Origin of the sequence: Streptomyces prunicolor (genome assembly GCF_045162825.1) — a bacterium.
Classification (GTDB): Bacteria; Actinomycetota; Actinomycetes; order Streptomycetales; family Streptomycetaceae; genus Streptomyces; species Streptomyces prunicolor.
The window spans coordinates 1-24,293 of the sequence record NZ_CP108676.1 but is presented as its reverse complement, the minus strand read 5'-3'; the positions used below and the strand labels follow the sequence as shown (position 1 = coordinate 24,293).

The 24,293-nt window shown below is 68.7% G+C and carries 17 protein-coding genes and 3 pseudogenes; 8 read left to right on the top strand and 12 right to left on the bottom strand.

The window, feature by feature from the left end:
• Positions 1-119: 119 nt before the first annotated feature.
• A complete protein-coding gene (locus OG588_RS00100; RefSeq protein ID WP_405945436.1) occupies positions 120-1,472 on the bottom strand; it encodes a helix-turn-helix domain-containing protein in 1,353 nt (450 codons plus the stop codon).
• A gap of 84 nt (positions 1,473-1,556) precedes the next feature.
• Between OG588_RS00100 and OG588_RS00095 the strand changes: the two genes are divergently transcribed.
• The gene (locus OG588_RS00095; RefSeq protein WP_405945435.1) at positions 1,557-2,540 is read left to right on the top strand and encodes a hypothetical protein; all 984 of its coding nucleotides are present in this window, start codon (positions 1,557-1,559) and stop codon (positions 2,538-2,540) included.
• Positions 2,541-2,607: 67 nt separating this feature from the next.
• On the opposite strand, the pseudogene OG588_RS00090 reads toward OG588_RS00095, so the two are convergent.
• Positions 2,608-3,446: pseudogene (locus OG588_RS00090) on the bottom strand (helicase associated domain-containing protein); the annotation flags it as partial.
• Between the two features lie 367 nt (positions 3,447-3,813).
• Between OG588_RS00090 and OG588_RS00085 the strand changes: the two are divergent.
• A complete protein-coding gene (locus tag OG588_RS00085) occupies positions 3,814-5,283 on the top strand; it encodes an SAVED domain-containing protein (RefSeq protein ID WP_405945434.1) in 1,470 nt (489 codons plus the stop codon).
• Between the two features lie 15 nt (positions 5,284-5,298).
• Here the strand turns inward: OG588_RS00085 and OG588_RS00080 are convergent, their stop codons facing one another.
• Entirely contained in the window at positions 5,299-5,670 is a 372-nt protein-coding gene (locus OG588_RS00080; RefSeq protein WP_405945433.1) for a hypothetical protein, read from the bottom strand.
• A gap of 53 nt (positions 5,671-5,723) precedes the next feature.
• Complete coding sequence (locus OG588_RS00075; protein ID WP_405945432.1) at positions 5,724-6,383, bottom strand: hypothetical protein; 660 nt, start codon at positions 6,381-6,383, stop codon at positions 5,724-5,726.
• A gap of 468 nt (positions 6,384-6,851) precedes the next feature.
• On the opposite strand from OG588_RS00075, the gene OG588_RS00070 reads away from it, so the two are divergent.
• The 4 genes from OG588_RS00070 to OG588_RS00055 are packed head-to-tail and all read left to right on the top strand — an operon-like array spanning position 6,852 to position 10,157.
• Positions 6,852-7,829, top strand: a complete 978-nt coding sequence (locus OG588_RS00070; protein WP_405945431.1) for an SMODS domain-containing nucleotidyltransferase — start codon at positions 6,852-6,854, stop codon at positions 7,827-7,829.
• The gene (locus tag OG588_RS00065; RefSeq protein WP_405945430.1) at positions 7,826-8,413 is read left to right on the top strand and encodes a hypothetical protein; all 588 of its coding nucleotides are present in this window, start codon (positions 7,826-7,828) and stop codon (positions 8,411-8,413) included. The genes OG588_RS00070 and OG588_RS00065 overlap by 4 nt, the downstream gene beginning before the upstream one ends.
• Entirely contained in the window at positions 8,407-9,684 is a 1,278-nt protein-coding gene (locus tag OG588_RS00060) for a HesA/MoeB/ThiF family protein (RefSeq protein WP_405945429.1), read from the top strand. The genes OG588_RS00065 and OG588_RS00060 overlap by 7 nt, the downstream gene beginning before the upstream one ends.
• Positions 9,681-10,157: a Mov34/MPN/PAD-1 family protein gene (locus OG588_RS00055; protein WP_405945428.1), complete on the top strand. Its 477-nt coding sequence runs from the start codon at positions 9,681-9,683 to the stop codon at positions 10,155-10,157. The genes OG588_RS00060 and OG588_RS00055 overlap by 4 nt, the downstream gene beginning before the upstream one ends.
• A 56-nt stretch (positions 10,158-10,213) precedes the next feature.
• Here OG588_RS00055 and OG588_RS00050 read toward each other — a convergent pair.
• From OG588_RS00050 to OG588_RS00030, 5 genes and pseudogenes are all read right to left on the bottom strand, one after another.
• Positions 10,214-10,573, bottom strand: a pseudogene (locus tag OG588_RS00050) (helicase); the annotation flags it as partial.
• 689 nt (positions 10,574-11,262) lie between these two features.
• Entirely contained in the window at positions 11,263-12,102 is an 840-nt protein-coding gene (locus tag OG588_RS00045; RefSeq protein ID WP_405945427.1) for a hypothetical protein, read from the bottom strand.
• Between the two features lie 485 nt (positions 12,103-12,587).
• On the bottom strand, positions 12,588-13,322 hold the full coding sequence (locus tag OG588_RS00040; protein ID WP_405945426.1) for a hypothetical protein: 735 nt from the start codon (positions 13,320-13,322) through the stop codon (positions 12,588-12,590).
• A 130-nt stretch (positions 13,323-13,452) separates the two neighbouring features.
• Entirely contained in the window at positions 13,453-16,107 is a 2,655-nt protein-coding gene (locus tag OG588_RS00035; protein ID WP_405945425.1) for a Helicase associated domain protein, read from the bottom strand.
• The gene (locus OG588_RS00030) at positions 16,107-16,967 is read right to left on the bottom strand and encodes a hypothetical protein (RefSeq protein WP_405945424.1); all 861 of its coding nucleotides are present in this window, start codon (positions 16,965-16,967) and stop codon (positions 16,107-16,109) included. The genes OG588_RS00035 and OG588_RS00030 overlap by 1 nt, the downstream gene beginning before the upstream one ends.
• A 202-nt stretch (positions 16,968-17,169) precedes the next feature.
• On the opposite strand from OG588_RS00030, the gene OG588_RS00025 reads away from it, so the two are divergent.
• Positions 17,170-17,613, top strand: coding sequence for a hypothetical protein (locus OG588_RS00025; protein ID WP_405945423.1), 444 nt, complete (start codon positions 17,170-17,172; stop codon positions 17,611-17,613).
• Between the two features lie 207 nt (positions 17,614-17,820).
• Here the strand turns inward: OG588_RS00025 and OG588_RS00020 are convergent, their stop codons facing one another.
• Positions 17,821-19,392 (bottom strand): hypothetical protein, encoded by a 1,572-nt coding sequence (locus tag OG588_RS00020; RefSeq protein WP_405945422.1) that lies wholly within the window; start codon positions 19,390-19,392, stop codon positions 17,821-17,823.
• A gap of 628 nt (positions 19,393-20,020) precedes the next feature.
• The gene (locus OG588_RS00015; RefSeq protein WP_405945421.1) at positions 20,021-22,945 is read right to left on the bottom strand and encodes an NACHT domain-containing protein; all 2,925 of its coding nucleotides are present in this window, start codon (positions 22,943-22,945) and stop codon (positions 20,021-20,023) included.
• A gap of 130 nt (positions 22,946-23,075) precedes the next feature.
• Here OG588_RS00015 and OG588_RS00010 point away from each other — a divergent pair, with 130 nt between their 5' ends.
• On the top strand, positions 23,076-23,288 hold the full coding sequence (locus tag OG588_RS00010) for a hypothetical protein (protein WP_405945420.1): 213 nt from the start codon (positions 23,076-23,078) through the stop codon (positions 23,286-23,288).
• A gap of 49 nt (positions 23,289-23,337) precedes the next feature.
• Here the strand turns inward: OG588_RS00010 and OG588_RS00005 are convergent.
• Positions 23,338-23,837: pseudogene (locus OG588_RS00005) on the bottom strand (DEAD/DEAH box helicase family protein); the annotation flags it as partial.
• Between the last annotated feature and the right edge of the window lie 456 nt (positions 23,838-24,293).

The following is a 24,293-nucleotide window of genomic DNA, read 5'->3' as shown; positions in this document are numbered from 1 at the left end:
CGCGACGGTGGGGCCGCGTGCGACGGCGGGCAGGCAAGCTGCCCGGGCTGGGACGTGTCGGTCAGCGGATGTGCCCGCCATCCTCCTGCTGTTTGGTCGCTTGCTCGGCAAGAGAGCGGCTACTGCCCAGTCTCCAACCGCTTGCCCTTCTCCAGCAGCTTTGCCGCGCTCACGCGGTCTCCGTCGACAAACGGGTTGACGGAGACATCTAGGCCGAAGAGCGCGTAGATGCAGCGCAGAGCTTCGTAGGCGTCGCGTTCCGGGTCGCCCAGAGCCCTCCAACTGTGGTTCCAGTCATCGCTCGTGGCCATCTCGATATGGCCCACGAACGGGAAGACCGGGTCTTCACCGGACGCGAGCACGCGCCCAGGCGGTCGGGCGAAGTCCGAGGCGACGATCCGGTGCGTCCACACGCCTTCGACCAGCGGCAGAACGTGTCGGTTGATCAGCCGGAAATACTCCAAGGTGACCTCGGTGAGCACGAACACGTTGATCCTGCGCACACCGCTGCCGTCGTTGTAGCGCTCCATCGCCCAACCGAGCATCTCCCCGGTCGCCGACACGGCCCCGGTGACTCCGCCGTCCGACTCGACCTGCAGTCCACGGCGGGGAGCGTCGGTCAGTAGGAGACCACCTTCGCGGGGTGCCGGATGCGTGTATTCCGAGGACCAGTTGAAGGCGTGGGGGCTCCGAAGCGTGTCCTGGTTGCTCAGGATGTCTCGCAGGCCGCCGCCTGCGTACATGCCGGGGACAAGTCCGCGCGGGCGATCGGGGACACTCTGGAAGAAGAGCACCGGCGACTCCTCCAGCCCGAGGGCGGCGCGCAGGATCTCCCGAGCCTTCACGCGGTCGGCAGCCGGTTCGGGCGCCGGCACGGTGGTATCGGCCGCGCGCCGCGCACGCAGGCCGTCGTTCAGGAGCCGGTAGACCTCGTCTTGGGGGAGGAAGGCTGTGGTGTCGCCGTTGCGGATCGGGATGGTCCAGCTGTTCTTGATGAATTGCCCGTTGTCGGTGATGCCTCGGGTGACCATCGCCCACCGGTCTGATTCGGGCAGCGGCGGTACCTCGATCACGAAGTAGTGTCCGGATGTCTCCGGGGCGTTCTCGGGGTGGTCGTACCAGAAGAATTTGACCTTGATCAGCGGGCGCACGTACTCCGTGAGGATGTCCTTGTAGGAGTCGGTGTTCACCAGCTTCTTGTCGAAGGGCGTCGCCTTCTCCGCCACCTCGTAGAGCTCGTTCGGACGTTTCTTCGCCTTGAACCCGCACACGAGCAGGCCACCGCCTGCGTTCGCGAAGGCGGCGACGTCCTTCGCCAACTCGAACTTGCCCTTATCCGTGCTCAGGTCGTACGGCCCGTTGGGCGAGACGCTCTTGAAATCGACCCATTCGCTCTCCGGCGTGCCGTTGATCTCGCCCGGCTGTTGCGCGGCGAGATAGGAGACGAGTTGGACCATGCTGTCGGCGGCCATGCCGATGGACCCTACGCGCTTGTGGACGCAGGTGGAGGCGGATATTCACGGTAGACCGTCCCTCGACGGTCTACCGTTCCCCAGATGAACGACAGGCACGGGCCGCAGATCACTGGGGACGCTGTTCCTGGCGCGTCGCCACTCACCTCTGACGACGTCTCCGAACTTGTCCCGCTTCTCCTTGCCGAGGTGAAGCGGGCTTTCGCCAGCTCCCGTTGGGCGCTGATCAACTCCAGCACCGAACGGGTCAAGTGGCTGGTGTATGCCGGGGCAGCGCTGAGCCACTGCTGCCGGTTGCTGGCTGAGATGGAGAGGGCGGGCCGGGCTGATCAGGAGATGGCGGTGCGACTTCTGGGGCGGGCACATCTGGAGGCCTGGGTGGTGTGCCTGTACATCCAATTCGGCGAGTACCCGGCCCTGGAACGGCTCGGCCAGGCCGAGCTGCGCCATCTGAACGGACTCCAGCAGGAGGCCGACGCCATCGATGCCATGCTGGCGGCCGATCGCAAGGAGGCCCGGAGACGGCGGAAGAAGGTGGAGAAGGCGAACACCGGCATAGCTCGGTGGAACGCGGCCAACCCCGCCGAAGTGGCCAAGCCGTTGCGCGAGTTGCCGCATGTGCCGCAACTGAAGCCGATCGGCATCGACCTCAGCGAGGCGATCGCGGAGTTCGGATCTTTGATGGCCCAGGAGCTGACGGTTTCCGAGATGGTGGACACTCTCACCAAGTGGGGGCCGACACACGGCTTCGCCACGGAGAGCTTTCGCACCCTCTACTTCTACTACCGCCTGCTGTCCGGACTCGGCACTCACGCCACCATGACCGTTCTCGACCAGTACGTGCCCACCCGACCGAGCGACTCGTTCGTCAGGGTGAGGGCGGCCCCAAGCCTTGGGACGGCGGCCGACCAACTGCGGTGCACCGCGTTGTATGCGACCGCCTATGCGACGGGATACGTACTCAGTGCGCAGGGGTGCGATACACCCATCGCCGACCGGATCGAGGCCACGCTCTACCCCGACCCTGCTGGCCGTTCCGCGTGGTCCCCCGGGACTAAGTCCGTCTAGAAAACGGCCGCCACGGCCGTCGGCACAACGGTCGTGGCGCACCTCGTGCCGGATTCGGACGTGACCATCATGAACCCACGCCCGGTACAACCGGCTTCGCCCAGGGTACTCCCAGCTCCGCGAGGGTGGCGTGTTGTTCTGCGATGAGTTTGTCTCGCCTGGCACGCGTGTTGGAGATCCATACGCCCAGTTTCACGGTCACGGGCTCGGTCTCGCTGTCGGCCGTGATCTGTTCGCTGTGTCCGCGGGGTACGGGCCGGTGAGCGCCTTCTCGTTCCACCCACTGTGCGAGGGCCGCCAGGCCTCGCTGGAACGCCTGTTCCGCCTTGCGCGGACCCTTCGCCGTACGTTTCGCCGCTGGGGCGGGAAAGGGTGTCTGAAGTGGTTGTATGCCCAGCTGGGACAGCCGCTCCTGCTGCTCGGTGGACAGCTGCGCCCAGGTGCCCGGATTCTTCTGCTGTTTGAGCCACTTGCCGATGTCATCGCCGTCCATCAGCACGCCGGGTGCGATGTCGGGGAGGGGGCCGTCGGCGTCGACCAGGTCGGCGAGCACCCGGCAGTGCCGCTGCCAGTCGAGCGGCCACGGGCAGTCCCAGTCCGGGTCGATCGCGTTCAACTGCGCCGCGCGTTCCGCCGCCCGCTCCGGGTCCTTGCCCAGGCCGTTCTTCTGGCCCTTGCGACGGAGGTTGGCCATGTGCTGCCCGACCGGCACCATCGCGTCGCCCCAGACCGCGTCCTGCCGGGGTGCGAGGTGTCCGGTGGACCGCCGGTAGGAGCGGAGCGCGGCGAGCTTGTTCTCCCACGCCTCCTCACCGGGCTCCCACACCATCCCGGCCTCGGGGGGTCCAGGAGCTCCTTGCGCCGTTCCTCCAGCTCCCCGGCGCGCAGCGCCTTCCGTTGCTGGTGTGTCACGACCAGCAGTATGCGAGGCCTGTGTGAGCTACTTGAGAGCCCTTGGTCTGCGGCATCTCGACTAGAGCCGGAAAACTTTCTGGAACCTCTGACCTGCTACTTCTCTGATTGAAGGCTCTCTGATCTGGTACGCAGCAACTCAGTCCGGACACACATCAACTGCTCTCGGACGCGGTATGAAGCAGCGGCCGGGGAGGGTTTTCGGGGGGCCTTTGCTATGCCGGTGGGGGGCGAGAGCCTATGCGCCGCCCTGCGACCGGTAGGTGTGAGAGCTTTCGGCTCGGCCCTGTTTGCGGCGATGATCTGCTGAGCGTGCCGATGGCCGCGTGTGTGGTGCCCCGACGCCTGGGAGATTGTTTCCGTGCCTGACCTACCCGCCCCGAGCTCGACGGGCGTCCGTATTGCAGGGGACCGCTACCAGTGGCTGGTCGCCTGGCAGGGGTGTGTCGCCGCAGTACGCGATGCGGCGCTGCGCGCGCCCAACCCGGTGGTGGCGGTCGGCGTCGAGGTCGACGATGCGGGCAACTTGGACGACGTCGTCTTGTACCGGCAGGCACCACCGCACACCTACATGCAGGTCAAGTACGCGGCGGACGGCTCCACCCCGGTCAACGAGGACTATCTGCTCAAGCCGAGTGATCGCGGTGGCCCGTCGATCCTGCGGAAGATGGCGCAGGCCTGGCAGCAGCTCACCAAGGACGGTGCACCGGTCGATCTCGCGTTGCTGAGCAACCGGTCCCCGGACGCGGAGGATCCGCTGGTCTCGCTGAGGGACTCCCGCACCCAGCTGCTGGTGCCGAAGGCGGCCCAGCAGGGCCCGAAGTCGAAGAAGGGGCAGGCACGGACGCGGTGGGCCGACGGCGCCGGGCTGAGCGAGGAGATGCTGCTGGACCTGCTTCGAGTGTTGCGCTTCGATCTGGCACGGGACGTGATGCATCTTCATGAGCACCTGCAGATGCTGATGTTCGCAGCCGGCCTGCGGTTCGATGAGGAGGCCATGCATGCCGGCGCCGACTGGGTCGCCCGCCAAGTCGCCGACGGGCAGCGCCGGTTGTCCCTGGCGGACATCCGGGAGGCGATCCAGGCTCTGCGGCTTGCGGCGGGTTCGTCACGTGCGGTGGTGTCCATCGCCACCCTGAAGCCGGACCCGATGGCCGAGGACGCCGACTACGCGGTGGACTGGGCGGAGCGCTTTGAAGGCGCCTCGGCCTATCTGAAGAGGCGCCCGCTGGCCCCGGCAACCTGGGCTCAGCTGCAGGAGGACATCGAAGCCGCACCGTATCGGATGCCGCCCGGCACCACCGCGGTTGCCGTCACCGGCAGCCTGCGTCTGGCACCCGCGTTTGTGGTCGGTGCGGCCTTCCGCATGGTGACCGGCGCCGACCTGGCCGTGGTCCAGCGCGGCCAGTTGTGGTCATCGGCCGAGCCCTACGAGACCCCGCTGCCGCCGGCCGTCGACGAGCACACCCTCGATCTCGGGCCCGACCTCGCTGTCGCCATCGCGGTCGCCACCGACCCGGCGCAGGATGTGCTGGATTTCCTGACTGAGCAGCAGATCCCTGTCTCCCGGCTGCTGGTGCTGCGCCCGCCCGGTGGGGCCAAGGACAACTCCATCCCGGATGCCGCAACGGCCAATGCCCTCGCCGTCGGCATCCGGGAACACCTCCGCCGTGCCTGCCGCGCTCACCCCGCGATCCACCTCTTCCAGGCCGGCCCCATGGGCCTGTCCCTGCTGCTGGGCAACCGGTGGAACCGGCTGCGCCCGACCACCGTGTACGAAGACGTCAACGCGCATCAGGTGTACGAGAAGGCGTTCGTCATCGACGCATGACGGCCCGGTAGACCACTACGATCCCGCTGCCGAAGGCGGGGCCGTGCCCTGTGCCAGCCGCAGGTCGTGGTGGATCAGAGATATCCGGTCGCGGGCCGTCAGCCAGCCCAGCGCGACAGCGATCGGCAGCGGGCCGTGGAAGAACAGCAGCCCCTCCACCGCGGTGGTGCCGCCGAGCAGCTGTGCCCACTCCTGCCGCGCAGCCTGCCAGCACTCCCAGACGTACGTGGTCACCGCGGCGTAGACACCGGGATCTTCGGGCACGTACGCGTTGCCGGTGTCGATGACGAGATAGGCGCCGCACGGGCCGTCCGTGCTGCCCGGGCCCGCGGGCGGGAGGCGGTAGCCGGTGTGGTGCCCCGGCCCGTAGGAATCCTGCCCGGTCATCGCCACATGGCGTGCGTCATCAACCATGGAGCCGGCCGACGCCAGACGCACGATCAGCGCGATCCGGTGACGCTGCTGTCCGGCTGCTGTGCAGGGATCTCCACCAGTTGCGGACGGCCGCGTGTGGGGGCCGCCAGAAGCCCGGTCACCTGCGACCGCTGCTGGTCAGTGAGCGCAGTACGCAGCGAGCTGCCGAGGTCGACTCCCGGGACCACGGAGCGCCCGGCCTGCTGAGACAGATGCATCACGGCCAGCGACAGCTGTGCATCGTCGGCCAGGCGCCGGCCCAGAAGGAAGCCGTCCTGCAGATGAGCGAGCACGTACAGCGCGACCTCGGGCTCCGCTCTGTCGGCCGTTCGCAGCTCCTCAATCTGCGCGTCGATGAGTCTGGCCACGAAGTCGGCGACATCCGAACGGCCTTGCACAGAGCGCTCGCCGGGCCACAGGACCGCGCGATCGATGACCAGTGTCGTGCTGTGCGCGGTGCGGGAAGCGGTCTTGAGCGCCACTACCCGCGAGGCCTGGGTGCGGTCCGCCGGGTACAGGCTGACCACCACGCCGAGCCCACGGGGACGCTGCAGCACCCATCCCGCCAGTACCAGGACGAGGGCGCCGGCGAAGACCGCGACAAACACCCACTGCCGCCTGGTCCACTGCTCCAGGATGCTCGGTACGACACCGAGCGCGACGGCCGTGGAGGCCGCCATCAGCACCGTGCCGCCGCCTTCCCGGGAGAGCAGCAGCCGCCTCAGCTGCCCATACCACCTCACATGTGCCTCCGCCCTCCGGTCGAAGTTTCCTCTGCAGTGTCCCGCTGTACGCCTGCAGACGCCGAGGATGCCAGGAGCGATCTTTCCTCTGGCCGTCCACCACGTCCTTCTGCCGTCGGCCGAAGCCCGCTTTGAGCCCTATAGACACTGGCCCGGACCAGGCGGCTCCCCAGCGTGAGGCAGCAGCCCCTGAAGGCGCCTCCCACCTGTACAAAGCGCGCCGATCCGATGCGCAGGAACATCGCCGCAAATGATCAGCTAGTCCTGGTGCAGGAGGGTTTGTCAGTGGCGGGTCTTACTGTGGTAAACGAGCAGCCACCGATGCCTGTTTGCGGCCGCCGCACCCCACCCGGGAGCCAGCGGCCACGGCGTGCACCCGGGCTGAACGACGCGCCCGAGGAGGCACACCGCATGGGGATCGACGAGGCATTCGACGCACTGCAGAAGGCCGTCAACGAGGACATCGACAAGACCGGACTGGCTCGCGAGCGCCGGGACCTCTTCAAGACCGCCCTGCTGAGCGAGCCCGATGTCCTGGACACCTTCGGCTCGGGCTCCCTGAGCCGCAGCACGCAGCTCAAGCCCATCCACGACGTCGACATCATCGCTGTCTACGACCAGGCTGAACAGCCCGAGTGGGGGAGCGAGGGCTCAAGCGCAGAGGATGCTCTCAAGCACGTCCGCACCCGAGTAAACCGACTGCTGAGCCAGAGCGACGGCACTCACGCCAACGAGGTCCGGCATACCCTCCTGCGTAACCATGCGGTCAAGTGCTTCCTTGACGATCCCGAGGATCCCGATGCCTTCACGGTCGACGTGATGCCCGCACTGCGCCAGCCCGACGACACGCTGCTCATTCCCGAGAAGCTCAGCACTCGTTGGGTGCCCGCCAATCCGGAGTACCTCATCGAGCAGGTCGCCGATCACCAGCGTGACTGGTCGCACTTCCGCCCTCTGGTGAGGGTCCTCAAACAATGGCGGCTCGACGCCCCGGTCGAGGGAGGCATCAAGTCCCTCGTCATGGAAGTCCTCGCCCTCAACTGCATGCCCAGGACCGGCAACCGGCCCCAGGCGCTCAGGACCTTCTTCACCGCGGCTGCGGTCCGCGTCAACGAGGGTGTCTGGGACCCGGCCGGCCTGTGCGGGGAGATCCAGCCGGACCTGGACCGTACGGGCCTGTCCGCCGCGTTCACCAACGCGGCGGACATCGCCGAGCGGGCCTGCGCGGCCGCGACCGAGGGCGACACCGACGACGCGCTGCGACTGTGGCAGGAGATCTTCGGAGACGACTTCCCGGCATCCGCTGCACCGGCCAAGCCTGCCTCGCTGATCACCGGGACCCCCGCGCTCATCACCCGGCGGCCCATCAAGGACGCACCCCAGGGATGACCACCGCACACACGCCCAACGACCGCATGCCCACCACCTGGTGGGCATGCGAACCGCGCAGGCTGCGCCGCGACCACGAGGAGATCACCGCTCAGTTCTCCGGCCTCGTCTGGAACGACGACGGGGCCGGAAGCTGGGAGGGCAGGTTGCCCCGCTGGCCCTTCGACCGGCCTGAGCCCGAGCATCTCACCGCCTGGATCGGCGACGAAGGACTCCTGCTGCGTCTGGAATACAGCCAGGCCTACCCCATGGTGGCGCCCCGGCTCGTCCCCGTGGACCCGCTGCCCGAACCGTACGAGTGGACCCAGACCCGCTGGCACGTCAACGGCGACGCCGCCCTGTGCCTCCTGCGCGAGGACACCCTGTGGACGGGCCGCGACTCGGTCGTTGACCTGCTTCTCAAGGCAGCGGGCTGGCGAGTCGAGTACGCCCTCATGAAGCGCAGCGTGATCGAGCGGATGACCGACAACGGCATCGTCGACGACGACCGCTTCGACCACTTCCTCACGAGGCCTCCGAGCCCGCACGACAACACCGAGCACAGCGATCACGACACGGGCGGACAGGACGATCCAGCGTGCTGATCCTCATCCCGCAGGCTGCCGCGACCATCATGCGTTGCTCCGGGCCGTGGGGTCGGCTGTCCCTGCGCATCAACCATCCCGAACGCTTCGCTGTCGTGCGCGGTCTCTCCGAACGCGGCGAAGGCATTCTTCCGGTGGAACCGCCGCCCGAGCAGCGCCTGCTCGGCAGCTATCCGGCCGTTTCCACTGGCTGGTGGTGCCGCGTCCATGCGGACCTCCACCTGGTCTGGCTTGCCTTGCGTGCCAGACGCGGCATGCTCATGAAGCTCGACGCCTTCAGGGCAGCCGTGCCCAACGGCTACAAGGCGCCCGGAGATCCTGGTTACTGGGCCATCACCCATGCCCCGGGCCTGAAGGACGCCTATCCCGAACACGATCTGCCGGATCTCGTCGCCTGGCACGTCACCCGTGAAGGCGCCCAGCCGATCTCCGTGTCGGTCGAGCCCGACGTCCTCGGGATCCGCCAGCTTGAGGACCATTGGCCCGTCCAAGAGCTACAGAGCACGCGGATCATGCTGATCGGAGCGGGAAGCATCGGCTCGGCCACCGCGCACGCACTCGCCGGCTACGGTGTCGGCCATCTCACCCTCATCGACCCAGATCGGCTCGACTGGCACAACCTCGTCCGGCACACCAGTGCCCGCCGGCACATCGGCCGATTCAAGGTCACCACCCTGGCCGAGGAACTCGCCTCGCTGCGGCCCGACACCGCCGTCACCTCGCTGCCCCTGAACGTCATCGAGCACGCCGACCGCATCCGGGCCCTCCTCGCGGACACCCACCTCGTCGTATGCACGGCAGACGGGGTGGCCCCGCGCCGTGTCACCGGTCACCTGGCCCGTCGTGCTGGCCTCACCGCAGTGCTCGCATGCGTTCTGCAGGACGGTGCCCTCGGCGAGATCCTGCGACTGCGCCCCTGGCCCCGGCACGGCTGCCTCACCTGCTGGCGCCAGAGCCTCGCCGAGGCAGGCGGCCTCGACCCCGAGCCCGCCCTGGACGCCGGGTACGGCACCGGCACCCGCCACCGGCCGATGAGCGCCGTCGGCTCCGACCTTCACCTGGTCGCGCAGCTCGCCGCCAAAACCGCCGTCGCCACCGTCCTCGAACGTGCCGGACACCCCGACCAGCGACTGCCGGGAGAACACGCCCTGCTTGGCCTGCGCCGCCAGCCAGACTGGGCCCCGCCCTTCGACCTCGGCCACAGCGCCGAACTGCGCTGGCTCCCCGCCACACCACCGAGATCCGGCTGCCCCACCTGCGAAGCACCATGACCCAGCAGCCCGTCACCACCGTGCACCTCACCGCTCCGGCCGCCCGGGTCATCACCACCGAACTGCGCACGGCTGACCACACCACAGAGACCGGAGGCATCCTGCTGGGACACCACACTCACGACACCGTCACTGTCCACCACGCTGGAACCCCCGGCCCCGCCGCCGTGCGCACCCCCACCTACTTCCTCCGCGACCTGGCACACGCCCAGGCACTGGCCGACGAGGCGTTCGCGAGCGACGGCAGCATCTGGGTCGGCGAGTGGCACACCCACCCCACCAGCCGCCCCACCCCCAGCGCTCGCGACGCCGCCACGTACAGGCAACTTCTCGACGACCCGGAACTGGGCTTCCGCAGCGTCATCGCGGTGATTTTCACGCCCCACGAGGGCCGTTGGGAGGGCGCGGCCTGGGCATGCCGCCTCGGCAGCATTGCGCCGGTAGAACTGCGGCTCTCCCGCCCTGCCGGATGAATCTAGGACGACGAGGAGGACTGACTCACGCCGCGTCAGCGTGGCGGGCCAGCCTGACCGAGGAGATGAGCAGACCTCACGGCCTCCACGCCCCGCTCGCGGTGATGTCGACGCCTTCTCCGAGCACGCGAACGCTCGCGAGGAACGCGCGGTGGACCCGGCGGCCGGCCGCGTCGATGCCGTTGGCGACTGCCGCAGCACCTCGCGCCGTTCGGACACGAGGTGGTCGCCGCACAGCCACGCCGACCACCCCCGGTCCGGCGGACGTGGCGGCCAGCCTCCAGTTCGTAGAACTCCGCGTCGATCGACGACGCGGGGAGCCGGTCCGCGGCCGCCAGGTCGTCGTCGCAGGCGTCGTTGAGGTACAGCTCTGCGGCCGTCTCCGGCATCTTCTCCGCGAAAGCTGCCGCCTCCTCGGCTGACGCGACCTCCTGGCCTTCGGCCTTCGCCTGCACCAGCTCCCGCACCTTCTCCGCGATGGCGAGGGTGCTCGTGGCCCGCCCCACTCAATCGAGTCAAAATTCGCCGCAACGCCCGTCCGCCCCGGCTCACTGCCTAGCGTCAGGCCGGGATCAACCAGGTCGGCAGGGCTCTGGGGAGAGCGCTGCTTGAGCCGTTACTCGAACGAATGGACCCGACTGCGATGGCGACAACATTAGGCATGACAGCTGCACCGGAACTGGCAGTGCTGCGGGCTCTGGAGCGAGCGGGAAACCGGATGTCCCCACGCTCCGAGCGGGCCAGACTCAAAGGTGTCCCGCCGTGGGAGATCTACATCCACCTGCCAGCCGACCCTAGCCGCCTCGACGACCTGCTCACCGGTGCCTGGGATCTACCCGCAGTAGCGGGATTTTCGGAAGATCTCATCTCTGCTCTGGACTCCTACACCCGAACTCTGCTGGTCTCCGGCCACGCATTCGACCGAGACGATTTGCAGCGAGTCCTGGCACGCCTCTGATAGCGCTAGTCGGGCAGGTCGACGATGAGACGTTGGACCGGTTCGAGACTCTTCTTCACGAGCCCAGCGCATCCTCCTGAGCAACCCGTGTGGAGCCGGCGCAGAGCAGTGGTCTTCCGGGAAGAGCCTCCCGGAAGACCGCCTGTGCTAGTGATCGTCTTCGCATGGGTAGTGTCCCCACTGCAGGGAACCATGGGTGCGGTCGATCACAATCTCCCCGTGGTTGAGGGTGTATGGGGTTGTTGCCATCTCCGGATCGGCCTTGATGATCGCGAGAGCGGACCCAGCGACGTTCATGTCGATGACGCCCTCGGCGCCCAGAAGCATCTGGTCGAGGTACGCGGCGTAGTGCCGGGCCGCGCCCGGGCGCCGGTCCAGAGCGAAGCGGGCCGCACGGAGTTCTGGTTCGGTGAGTTCACCGGCTTCGCGGCGGCGCTGGCAACCGCGGCATAGATGGATCAGATGCCAGGGGTTGGGGGCTTCCGGCTGCAGGCCGGTCTTACGGAGGAACGCCGGGGGCTTCGTCGCGGCGGGGTCTTCCAGGGCGACGATGTCGTGGGGCTGCGGGAGCTGCCGGGTCGGGTGGGACATTGAGCACTCCGGGCTGAGCGCGAACAGGAGCCTTCGGGTGGCGTCGGACATGCGGGGCGGCGCACCCTGGTCGGCAAGTGCCTCCTCTTCGTACTTGGCCTGGTGCCAGAGCCGTTCGAACCGACGGAGGGTCTTCTCGATACCGGTCGCTTGGCTGATCCCCACACCCCAGTCGCGGACCCACAACGTCAACCGGCCGACGATGGCCATCGTCAGACGCTGTTCGGGCACCTTGGCCAGGCGGAACGCGTTGTGGACGCTAGTGGGGCTCTTGGCGACCGCCTCGGCCAGCTCCCGGACACTGAGCAGCCCGGCCCGGCGATGCAGGGTGTGCAGCTCCTGGTTGAGGTCTCGACGAGCACCGGGTGGCAGGTCCGGCCGTTCGATGACTCCCATATGGCTCTTGCCCTTCTCTCATGCGGATTCGTCGTATCAGCGGGCAGCGGGGTTACGTCATCCAGCGCGAGCGATTCGACGTCGGCGCCATTCGAGCCGGGCCCACCGGGCGCCCCAGGCAGCCAGTGCGACGAAGAGGCCGGACGCGACGTTCTCAACGATGTTCATGGGGAAACCCTCCCAACGCGTATGGCGCGAATGGACAGATCTGAACAGCAAGTTCGCTACCCTCCCCGATCGACAGCAGGAGGCCCCGGGCGACGTCCCCGGGGCCTCACCTGCGATGGGCAGGGTGCAGGTTCAGTGGTCGTTGGTATGCGGCGGCGTTTGGACGCGCCGTCCTGTTTGAACTGGACCTCGACGCCCAGACGCTGACCTCTACTTGGCCCTGGGTTCGCTGGGGGCGCCACCCTGCCAATGCTGCCGCCTCTGTGCCGCGGCTACGGATGTGGGCTGGTCACGGCTGGTCCGCAGTTCGCCTTGGGTTACGGGCTGTGGGCCCATGAGGGGACGGGGTAGGTGTGGACGTCGCCGAGTGCGAGGCGGAGTGGTCCGAGGAGGCGGTGGGCGAGGCCGGGGGAGAGGTCTTCGATTGCGAGGGCCGTGGCGGCGAAGCACACGGCTTTTTGTTCGTCGGAGAAGTCCCGTACGCGTTTGCTGTGGGAGCGGGCTGTTCGGTCCAGTGCTGTTTCGGTGTGCTTGATCAGGGCGTTCTTCAGCGTGGCCCGGTCGGCGGTCGCGGCGTGGTCCTGTGCCTCGTACCAGGCGGGGTCTTCGCGGTCGGTCGGCCATGCCTTGTTGTAGGAGCGGCGCAGGGTGAGGACTTCGTCCCAGGTCAGCTTCTCCAGTCGGGCGAGGAGTGCTGCTGCTGTTCGCCCTTGGGGTCCCAGCGCCCACCAGGCCGGTGCCCGGAACCATATTCTTTGGCCCCAGGTCCGTCCGGAGCGCTCCTCGTCGTCGTTCGGGGCGAGACTCATGATCCACAGCCCGAACGGGATCTCGGTCGTGAACGGCAGGTAGGACGCGCCTGATGCATGCGGTGCTGCGCGATGCCATGGCTGCTTGCGGCGCCGCAGCGGCACGCCGGGTGTTTCCTCGATGAGGATGCTGCGGCGGTCGCGCAGACAGGCGGCGTAGTCGATCGGGTCGTCTTCGAAGCCGCGGCCTGAAGGGCGTGTGACTTTCCAGCCCCAGTCGGCCGGCAGACGGTTCGGGTCCACTTTCGCCGCTGTCCAGTCTTCCCACCCAAGGCCAGGCACCTGATTCCCCTCCGTGACGACACTGGAGCCCCATCTTGGAGCACCCCGGACCCGCCGGTCCTGCGGGTCGTCTGTGCCCCGCAGACGGCTGTCAGCCGTGTTCGGTCTGCTCTGCGGCCCAGGCGTAGCCCAGCTCGGCGAAAACGGCTCGCTGGTCCGCGTTCAGACGCTCCCGCCTGGTCTTCTGGTTGCTCAAAAACACCCCTAGCTTCACCACCGAACCGTCCGGCAGTTCTTCAACGTGTGTTCTTCCCACGACAGTTCTGCCTTCGCGGGCGATGTACTGCGCGAGGGCCTGGACACCGCGTTGGAAGGCTGATGTTTTCCCGGATGCCTTCGAGCCGTCTGTGGTTGCTGGTGCGGGCTGTTCGGCGGGTTTCACTCCCAGGCTTGCGAGTCTGCGCTGCTGCTTCTCGGAGAGCTGGAACCAGTCGTGGGACTGTCGTTGCAGCCATCGTCCGAGGTCGTCGCCCTCGAACAGGACGCCCGGCTGGATGGCTGGCAGTACAGCGCCGGCCTCGGTGTCGGCGAGGTCGGCGAGGACGCGGTAGTTGCGCTGCCAGTCCAGCGGCCACGGGCAGTCCCAGTCCTCATCGATGGCGGTCAGCTGCGCTGCCCGTGCCGTGGCGCGTTCGGGGTTTTTGCCGAGGCCGTGGGTGCGGCGGAGGTTGGCCATGTGTTCCCCGACCGGGGCCAGTTCGCTGTCGGCGTTGCCCCAGAGGGCGTCGCGTCGGGGGGCGAGGTGGCCGTGGGCGCGGTGGTAGGAGCGCAGGACGGCGAGTTTGGTCTCCCAGGCTTCCTCGCCGGGTTCCCACACCATTCCGGCCTCGTCGAGGAGTTCCTGGCGGTGGTCGTCGAGTTCACCGGCGCGGTAGGTGCGCCGCTGCTGGTGGACCCAGCGCCCCAAGGGGAAACGTCCGGTGACGCCCACCGTCGTTTCGGTGTCGTACGGGACGGCGTACAGCCCTGTGATCCCGTTCTCTTTCCGCCAGCGCAGCAGGGCCTGATAGCCCTCCAACCACACCAGCGACTCCGGCCGGTAGACCCGCGTGCGCAGGAATGCCGCGATCGTGGCCGCGTCGCGGGGGCTGGAGAAGTTCAGCAGCACGGACTCCACCGCCCCCTGCGTGCCGTCCCGCTTCTCGGCACCGTCGCCTTCGCCGCCGGCCCCGACGATACGCCCGTCCCCGTCGCGGACGAGGTGGTGCGGCTTGGCCCGCGGCTGCCTGGTCAGGGCGTGGGAGGCGAGCTGTTCGACGAGGCGTTCCGAGTGTGAGCGCAGGCCCTGGAGGACGGCTGTGAGGGGGCGGAACGAGGCGGAGGCGATCATGTCGCCGGGGTCCTCGCCGGGTTCCAGGAAGACGGGCACGATGATGCGCGCGACCTTGGCCGTGCCGTCGGGGTTCGGCCGGAGGGCCCGGCCGATGTTCTGGACGATCTCGATCTGGGAGCTGCGGGTGTCGGCGAAGCAGATCGCCTCGACACCGCGTTCGCCGGTGATGTCGACGCCCTCGCCCAGGACCCGCACGCTGGCGAGGAAGGCCCGGTGCACGCGCCTGTTGTCGGCGTCGATGCCGTTTGCGAACTGGCGCAGGACTTCGCGGCGTTCGGCGACGAGGTGGTCGCCGCACAGCCATGCCGCCCACACCCGCTCCGGGGGGACATGGCGGTCGGCCTCCAGCTCGTAGAACTTCGCGTCGATCGACGACTCCGGCAGGGTGTCCGCGCCGGCCAGGGCCTCGCCGGAGACCTCGGCCGCATACAGCCGGGCTGCCGTCTGCGGCATCTTCTCCGCGAACGCGGCGGCTTCCTCGACCCGCTGGTGGAACGTCATGACCGTGCGGAGGTTGCGCGCGGCGGCGTGCTCCAGGAGAGCGGTCTGCAGCAGCGCCAGGCGCCGGCCGCGCAGCGCCTCCTCCGACAGCCCGAGGACGGGGGAGGGGTCGTGGATCTCCAGCACGTCGATCTCGAACCCGGCGAGGATGCCCCGCTCGATCGCCTCCGACAGCCCGAGCTCGAACAGCCACTCCCCGTACGGCCCGTCGGGGTCGCTGGCCATCGTCGCGATCTCCAGCTCCCCGCCGTCCGCGCCCTTCTGCGGCCGGGGGGAGGCGAGGATGCGCGGGGTCGCGGTCAGATAGAGCCGGAAGTCCGCCGGGATCCGGGAGTTGTCGTGGATCGCCGCCCACGGCCGCCCGAGATCACCAGTGGTTGAGTGGGCTTCGTCGACAACGGCGAGGTCGAAGCCGCCCATCGCCTGTCCGTACAGCCGCTCCCCGCCCGCCAGAGCGGCCTCCAGCGGCCCGCGCACCTTCGCCCGGCCCGTGACGTCCTCGGGAACCTCACGGTCCACGAGCGAGGCGTACGTGGCGAACACGACCACCGGCCCGCGCCCCGCCCACAGCGCGAGCTGGATCGGGTGGGTGGTCGTCCGCACGCCGAGCTGCTCCAGGACGTAGTCCTTCTCCAGCGAGCACACGGCGACCATCGGCCCGTGGTGGCCGACCCTCCGCCAGGCCTGGGCGGTCTGCACGAGCAGGTCGAGGGTGGGGACCATGACGAGGATCCGCCCGCCGCGGAAGCACTCCCGCGCCGCCCACGCGGCGGTGATCGTCTTCCCGGAGCCGGTCGCGGAGACGACGGTCCCGCGCAGCCCTTGCGCCGGTACCGATGACCTTGTGGGGAATCCCGCCCACGCGCGGATGCGCGCGTTCGCTTCCACCTGGTGTTCCTGCAGGCTGATCATCACTCAGCTCCCGTCTGGCCGACGGGCTTTGGGCGGTCCTGCGGCGTCGGGTTCTCGGCCGGTGGCTGATGGAGGAGCGGGTTCTGCTGTTTGCGGCGCCGGCGGTGTTCGCGCTGTGCCTGGGCGCGGGCGCATTCGCGGGTGCAGTACTTGATGCCGCTGGTGCGGTTCTGCCCGTATGCGGCACGGCCGCGCTGGCGTACGAAGCTGCGGCGGCAGGTCTCATTCGCGCACTCGCGGATCGTGGCGTCCTCGGCGAGGTGGTTGTAGAGCTGGAGGAACGCCACAGCGAGGACGGTGGGGTAACGGTCGCCCAGACTGCCGATGCCGATACTGAACCGCTTCAGCGCGGCGTTCAGCTCATCCACCAGGTCGCTGATCCTCATTCCCAGGACGAGCTCGCGCATATGGTCCAGGTCGCGTGGCCACACCTCGTCCCGATGCGTGTTCTCGGACTGCCACTGCGCCAGTTGTTCCTCGGAGACTTCCGGCGCGATGAGCGCGTCGAGTCCGCCCTCGCGGCGCAGGGCCAGCCAGGTGGTGATGGCCGTCTGGGCCTGCGTCACGTAGAGCGTGGCTAGTTCGCCGTGCAGGGCGAACGGCGCGCGGGGGTGTTCGCGCTCGGTGAGCTCCTTGAGCCGCTCGTCCTCGTCCTCGTCCCAGCTGCCGGTGTTGATGCTCCCGCCGAGGTGTCCGTAAGTGCGCATCAAGGCGGCCACGGCGTCGAGGTCTTCGGGGTTGACCTCCATGAACTCGCGCAGGTAGAAGTCCTCCAGCATGGGGACGGTGTGCGCGCGGGAAGGGAGCTGCGGGGTCCAGACGATCCACTCGCCGTCGGCCCGCGCCCCGCGAAGAGGCATCAACTCCGGTGTCGGCACGGGCGTCCCGGGCCAGAGCGTAGGACGAAAGCGTGGGTCAACGTATGCCGCCATGAGGAGCATCATAGCGTCCAGGAGGGTAGGACGAACTATGAGTCCTTCGTATCACGCGCAGGGATCGCGGAACGTACCCGAGGGGGAACCGGAGTTGACGCAGTGGCAGGACCGTCAGGTGATAGGCGACATGCACGAACGTCGGGTGGCAGCCGCGCTGCGAGCCCGCGGCTGGACCGTCCAGCCCTGCGGGCAGGGCACCTACCCGCCCGCTGTACAGGAGGCTCTGCGCCGGACCCGCTCCGCCCTGCGGCACTTCCCCGACCTGATCGCCGCCCGCGGCGCCGACCTGATCACCATCGACGCCAAAGACCGCATGCCCAGCACCGACACCGACCGCTACGCCGTCAGCGCCGACACCGTGACCGCCGGTCTCTTCTTCACCGCGGCCCACGCCCCGACCCCGCTGTACTACGTCTTCGGCGACCTGAAGGTCCTCACCCCGGCCGAGGTGGTCCACTACACCGCCCACGCCCTGCGCCACCGCAGCGGTGCCTTCCACCTCGTACGCACAGAGCAAGCACACCGCTTCGACGACGTCTTCGGATCGGCCCGCGCAGCAACTGCGGCATGACCGCCACCGCGCTGCTGCTCGCCAAGGACGCTTGTCTGGCCTTGCGCTCAGAGCGGCGACGTCAGCGAGCCCGAACCAGCCCCAAGGCCATCACGTGTACGCCGACACTCGCGGACCTGCTGGGCTGCGAAGGGACGTGGGAGACCGTCGCCCGCCGGAGCGGCCCTGCTCGCCCGCCACCCGGAGACCGCGACGGCGCTGGAAGTGCTACTCGCCGACGGCTGACCCGGCGCAGGTGCTCACCAGAGCACGGATCGCCGGTGCGGGCAACGCCGGGTTGGCGGCCGCATGGTGGACCAGCTCCTCGTCGTCGAGGAGGTCCGCCAGCCGGGACGACGGAAGGTTCGGGTGGCGTGCGAACGCGGCCCGGACGCCGGGGTCGGGGTCCCGGGTGAGCTGCTCCACGGCGGCCTGGGGGACCTTGGGGTCGCGGGCGGCCAGCGCCCGGACGGCGGGATCCTCGTCGTCGGCGTGGACGGCCAGTCCGTCACTGGGGAAGTGCGGGCGGGTGAGGAGGCGGTCGCGCTGATGGCCGGTGTACTCCAGGAAGCTGCGCAGGAGCAGGGCCGCCGGGGCGTCGGGGTGGTTCTGGGCCAGCAGGACGCGCACGCCCAGGTCGTCGTCGACGGCCAGCCGGGCCACCAGGTCGGCCGGCAGGGTGTGCACCCGCGCAGCGTTTCTGCGCAGCATCGGATGACCGGACAGCGCGTCCCGGCGGACGGCCTCGGGGTCCGGGGGCGTCAACGGCTCGGGACGGAACAGGAAGAGCCCGTCCAAGGGGACTGTGTAGTCGATTCCGGCCCGCTCCTCCTCGCTCCACGCGGGGTGCACGGAAACCGCCAGCCGCACGCCTGGGTCGGGATCCGTAGCGAGGGCTTGCCGCTCCGCAGGATTGAGGTCCGGGTGGCGAGCGATCGCCCTGCGCACGTCCGGCACGGGGTCGGCGGCGAGGGTGCGGCGCTCGACGGGGCCGAGGTCGGTGCGGCCGGCGATCTCCGCACGGATCTCCGGGTCCGGATCGGCGGCCAGGAGCCTCACTACGTCGGGCGGCAGCGTCGGGTTCCCGGCGATCATCGATCGGTCCTGCGGGCCGGCCGGCGCGGTGAGGACCGCGTCCACGACCGCCCTGCTGAGTGCCCGGTGCATCAGGATGTCGGTGCGGCCGTGACACGGTCTGTCGGGCAGGACGCTCTCGACCCACACCGGGTCCTCGTCGCGCAGATGCTGCTGAGCCCTCGACCGGACCTCGTCGTCGGGGTCCGTCAGCAGCGCGGCCCGTGTCTCGGCGGGCAGCCACGTCCACATGCCGACGCCCCAGGCGCGGACTTTCGGATCCGGGTGCGTGGGCATGGACCGGCGCAGCCCGGGCGAGAACTGCCGGTAGAGGGAACCGAGGTGCTCCTGCTCGTAGCTGTTGATCATGTGCACGACGGCGTCGTCGGGCAACGGCGGCCCGTCGTACCCCGGCCCGGGTCCCTCGGCGAGGTGGGCGCGGACGAACCAGTGCGGATCGTCCAGGAGCTGTGCCCGCTGGGCCGGATCGACATGGGGGTTGCGGGCGAAGAAGCTGCGGGTGCGATGGTCGGGGTGCGCGATCACGGCGTCGACGACCGCCGACGGCAGGACCCGGTCCCGGCACAGCACCATCCGTACGGCGAGCGGGGCCTCGTCCAGCAGGTGCAGCAGGACCTCCAGCGGAGCGGCGGGATTCAGCGCCAGCCCGGCGAGCCGCCGGGTGGGCAGGTCGGCGTCCTGCCAGATCTCGTCAGGTGTCGGCACGCCTCGAACCCCCAAGGAAAGACCACGGAATGGGCCCCTTGCCACAGGACAGGGGGCCCATGACCCTAGCCGCTCACTGCTGCCCCACCGGTGGCGGACTCCGATCGTGACGATGCCGCGGACCAGCGTTGCGGCACTGTTGTCGTGGACGACCTGTCCGTCGGACGTCTTCCGGATCTTGATGCGGAAGGTGTCCGGGCCGTCCGTCGCCGTGATCCGGAAGCTGTAGCCGCTCTTGCCGTTCACCGTGCCGGAGCCCTGGGAGGACGGCCCGGGAGCCGGAGACTACGAGCCAGTCGGTCTGGGCGGACCGGAACTCCGCGTGGGCCGAATCGAGGTCGAAGGCGACCGCCCCGGCCGGGGCGGGGCGGAGACCCCGGGGAGGTAACCGACGGCGGGGGAGAAGAACGCCTTGCCGACGGTTCCCGCGCCCACAACCGGGCGGACCGCCCGGTTGTACACGGGACTCCAGCGCGCATGCGCCGCTGTGATCGTCTTGCCCGAGTCGGTTGCGGACACGATCGTGCCCCCGTGCCCCGGCCGCGCGCAGGGCGCAGGGCGCAGGGCGCAAGGAGCTGTGAGAGCGGAGTGGCTTCGGTACGTGCCGGGCGATCCATTCGTCGGGGCTTCAGGTGCGCGGGCGGGGGCTGCGGGTGATGGCCTCGGGTGGGAAGTGTTCGGTGCCGAGGACTTCGGTGGCTCCGCTGATGTGGATGGTCAGATCGGGCATGCCTCGCAGCGGCGTCAGGCCGACGTGCCGGTGTCCCCCGTAGCAGCGGATACTCAGTCTCTTGAGCCGGGGAAGTGTCCTGCGGATGAGGGCTAGATCGTCTCCCTCTGTCCACGTGCCCAGGTGGAGCTCTTCTATCTGTGGGGCGGGCGGGAACTGCTCGAACATGGATAGACCGGGGCCGACCGGTAGTACGAGCTCGCGCAGATTGGGCAGTGCCGCCACTTGCACGAAGTCGTTGATGGGTCCGTGCAGGTTCAGGCTGGTGAGGTGTGGCCAGCGGGTGATGCCCTGCAGCGTGCGGAGGTGTCCGGATGTCTTGGACCCTAGAAACAGGCTGGTCAACTCTGCACACACGGGAAGCGCCCCGAGATCCTGGCACGGGAGTGCCATGTCGAGGCCCAGGGCCCGGAGTCCGGTCACGGCCTCGAGGTCTTCGATTCGCACCGCGTCGCAATCCGAGAGTTGAAGGCGGTCAATGGAGGGGGACTCGGCCAGGTATGTGAGGTCCGTGATGTTCGGGCACCTGATGAGGTAGAGGTTCCTCAAAGCTGTGTAGGGGCGGAGGAAGTCCAGGTTCTGCAGGGTGGAATTGTGGTTGAAGCTCAGCGACCGGATTTTCTTCGGGTCAAGCGCGGCGGTCATGGCACTGCTGGGGAAGTCTCCGACGAAGGCCGTCCACTGGGGAGTTTGCAGTTGGTGGAGGGCAGCCAACTGTTCCGTTGACGTCACGGTCACGTCGGAGAGACCGGGAATATGAGCGAGGACTTCGCGGATGTAGTCATGAGTGTCGAAGCGGTCCCAGGCATTCTGCAGTACCCCCTGAATGTTCTCCTGGGTGCTGGCGCGGAACTTCTTCATGACGGTGAGGGCGGCGTCGCCGCCGAGGAGACGTGCGGTGTGTACAACGGCTTCGGCTTCGTCGTCCTCGAGGCCGTCGGGGCCCGGAAGCAAATCAAGGATCACCGGACCGACCGTGACCAGGGCTCGGGCTTCCTCGCTGCTGCGTGGGGGCAGCAGCGCTGTGGTGCGGTCCTGGACTTCCTGGCGCACCACGGGGTCGATTTCTGTGGCGTGTTCCAGACAGGCAGTGGCGAGCAGGTGCAGGCGGGTGCGGTGCTTGGGGGTGCGATCTCCGCGGGCGATGAGGCGGCGTAGGAGGGTGGCGCGTTCATGAGGGCGGGCGTGAGCGACGGCCATGCGCAGGACGTCTTCCCATTGGTCGTCGTGGGCGTGCCGGACGAGCAGGGGCAGGTCGCGGGCTTCGACGCAGGCTTTGGCGCCGAGGTAGTCCTGGAAGGTGCGGTGGACGAAGTCGATGGTTTCGGCGGTTGGGGTGCGTAGCAAACCGGAGCGAGCGACGAGGTGGCCGAGGACACCGGCCCCGTCGGCCTGACTGGCGAGGTGGGGCATGGCGGGCAGGGCGTCGTCGATGAGGGTGTGGGCGGTGTCGTGGTCGAGTTCGGTCTGGCCGTTGCGGATGAGCCAGTAGGCCAGGCGTTGCAGGAGCTGGATGCTCTGGTGTTCGGTGAGGGTGAGGCCTTCGGGGGCGTCGATGTCGCGTTCGCGGTCGCGGCGGTGGAGCAGCATCGACAGAGCCGCTTCGTACAGTTCCATGCGGCCGCGGGGCAGGTGGCCGCGGCGGTCACGGTGCAGGGCGCACACCAGGGCGCACAACAGCGGGGTGGTGGTCAGCCGGGCTAGGTCGCGCTGGGAGCGCACCGTGTCCTTCAGCGCTTCGTCCAGGGCAGCCAGGTGCGCGCGTTCTTGAGGGTCGTTGGTGCCGGCGGCGGCTGCGGTGTGCCAGCGGGTGACGAAGACCGCGACATCCCGGGTGCTCATCGGACGTACTGTCAGCTCGGTGAAGTCGCTGTCGGCGAGCCAGCCCTCGGGGACGGCGGAGGGCCGGGTGGTGACCAGGTAGGCGGCCTGCGGGTAGGCGGCCAGCAGTTCGCGGAGCCACTGCCGTGTGTGGGTCCGCTGCGTCTGGGGGACTTCGTCGATGCCGTCGATGAGCAGCAGGGCGAGGCCGTCGGCCAGTACCTGGTCGGCCCAGCCGGGCGGTTGCGCGGCGTGGAGTGGGCAGCCGACTGCGGCCAGGTACTCCTGCGGGGCGGGCAGTTCTCCGCGGCGGATCAGGGTGCGCAGCGGCAGCACGAACGGCAGGCAGCTGTCCAGGTGGGCGAGTTCGCCTGGCAGGTTCCTGCGGGCTGTGGCCAGGGCGAGCCACTGCAGCAGGGTGGTCTTGCCGCTGCCGGCCAGCCCCCGCACCAGGGTCCGTCGCCGTCCGGCCAAGGCCTGCTCGGCCCGCTCCACCCGCACCTCCATGCCGCCATCAGGCCCGGCTCCGATCCCGCGCGGGCCGTTGGGCAGGGCGGCGCTGTGGGCTGGGGTGGAGAGTTCGAGGCTGAGGTAGGCGGCGTCCAGCGGCCAGCACGCCCGCTCCGGCCGGGACAGATCCAGCCCGATCACCGACAACTGCCCGTGCCGCTGCTCTACATACCGCCGGTACCGGACCTCGAACTGGGCATCCGCACCCCCGCCCGCATCGCCCAGTGCTCTGGCTTCGGGCGGGGCGGGCGGTAAGGCCTGGCGGCGCAGCTCCAGCAGCGGGACGGCATCTGTGCGCAGGGCGCGAGCCAGGGCCACCACCGTCGCCTCGCTGGGCACGGTCGCCCCGTTCAGCGCCCGGCTGGCAGTGGTGTGGCCCAGTTCCGCCCGCTGCTCCAGTCCCGCCATCGACAACCGCCGCTCCACCCGCAGCCGCCGCAGCCGCTCCTTCAACTCGTCCAGCGCCGCCGACCGACCCCCGTCCGTCTGCACCCAAACCCCTCCCCGATCAGCCCCGGTCGCGTTCCGACCCGTTCATCTTCATCCACCCGAACGCCACCGCACGCCCACCCAGCCATCTTTCCTTCCTGACCGGCACACGCCCGACGGAACGGAAGAAACCGTGTCTCCTTCGCCGACCTCCCTGACCCTGCTCGCCCTCACGCTGCTCACTGCGGTCCTCCTGGCGCTGCTGGCCGCCGTCACCGCCGGACTGCTGGCCCGCTGGGACGGCGCCTCCCTGCCAGCCGCCCTGCTGCGCGCCGGAGTGGCCTTTGGCGGCACGATCACCCTGCTCATCGCGCTGCTCGCCCTGGTGGTCAGCACGCTCACCTAGCCCGCTGTGGAGTTCGAGTACGTCGATCTCGAAGCCCGAGAGGATTCCCCGCCAGGTCGAAGCCGGTCATCTGCTGCCCGTACAGATGCTCTCCGCCAGCCAGAGCCGCCTCCAGTGGCCCGCGGACCTTGGCCTGTCCCGTCACGTCCTCAGGGTCGTCCCGGTCGACCAGGGAGGCGTACGTGGCGAACACGATGACCGGCCCGTGCCCGGCCCACAGGGCGAGCCGAATGGGGTTGGTGGTGCTCCAGGACAGCGTCCTCTCCAGGGAGCACACCGCGACCATCGGGGAGCGGTGGCAGACGGTCCGCCACGCCTCAGCGGTCTGCACCAACAGGTCCAGGGTGGGAACCATGACCAGGATCCGGCCGTCCCGGAAGCAGTCCAGCGTGGCCACGGCGGCCGTGTAGGTCTTCCCGGAGCTGGTCGCGGACACGACCGTGGCACGGCTCTCGTGTTCCGGCACAGGAATATTCGAAGGGAATCCAACCGACTTACGGATACGCGAATTCGCGTCACCTGATGTTCACGAAGCCGAATTGCAGGAATCGAGAAAGCTCCGTCTGATATCCCGGGGTCGCGAAGGGAGGGGGCGTGCTGTTGTTCCGCCAATCCTACATGCCGCATCTCACTGATACACGCACTACACTGAAGCCCCCTCAGTCGAGTACCAGTCACCCCTGTCGCCGGCTGGACCCGCGCAGCGGGTCCAGGTCCTGAGAGGCGCAGCCGGAAGGACCCGGGGTGGGGGACCCACCCCAGTTGGGAAGTGCGCAGCACGCCCCAACTCTCCATACTGCATGAGGAATTGGCAGTACCTGACATACGATCAACCAGGCCGTGCGAAGCACGGACTGACGGCCCACAACGCGGGCCGTACCCTCGGCCGTTGAAGCGAAGCGGAAACGAGCAAGCCCGGCGAAGCCGGGCACGGTGAGCGAAGCGAACCGCAACACCCCCGCGAAGCGGGGGTGTTCACTTGCACATCGCGCAGCGATGTGTTAC

Bases quoted from the DNA above. Each gene is read 5' to 3' on its own strand.
- OG588_RS00100 (WP_405945436.1), bottom strand. From the start codon at position 1,472: ATGGCCGCCGACAGCATGGTCCAACTCGTCTCCTATCTCGCCGCGCAA.
- OG588_RS00095 (WP_405945435.1), top strand. From the start codon at position 1,557: ATGAACGACAGGCACGGGCCGCAGATCACTGGGGACGCTGTTCCTGGC.
- OG588_RS00080 (WP_405945433.1), bottom strand. From the start codon at position 5,670: ATGACCGGGCAGGATTCCTACGGGCCGGGGCACCACACCGGCTACCGC.
- OG588_RS00070 (WP_405945431.1), top strand. From the start codon at position 6,852: ATGGGGATCGACGAGGCATTCGACGCACTGCAGAAGGCCGTCAACGAG.
- OG588_RS00065 (WP_405945430.1), top strand. From the start codon at position 7,826: ATGACCACCGCACACACGCCCAACGACCGCATGCCCACCACCTGGTGG.
- OG588_RS00055 (WP_405945428.1), top strand. From the start codon at position 9,681: ATGACCCAGCAGCCCGTCACCACCGTGCACCTCACCGCTCCGGCCGCC.
- OG588_RS00045 (WP_405945427.1), bottom strand. From the start codon at position 12,102: ATGGGAGTCATCGAACGGCCGGACCTGCCACCCGGTGCTCGTCGAGAC.
- OG588_RS00035 (WP_405945425.1), bottom strand. From the start codon at position 16,107: ATGATCAGCCTGCAGGAACACCAGGTGGAAGCGAACGCGCGCATCCGC.
- OG588_RS00030 (WP_405945424.1), bottom strand. From the start codon at position 16,967: ATGCCTCTTCGCGGGGCGCGGGCCGACGGCGAGTGGATCGTCTGGACC.
- OG588_RS00025 (WP_405945423.1), top strand. From the start codon at position 17,170: ATGCACGAACGTCGGGTGGCAGCCGCGCTGCGAGCCCGCGGCTGGACC.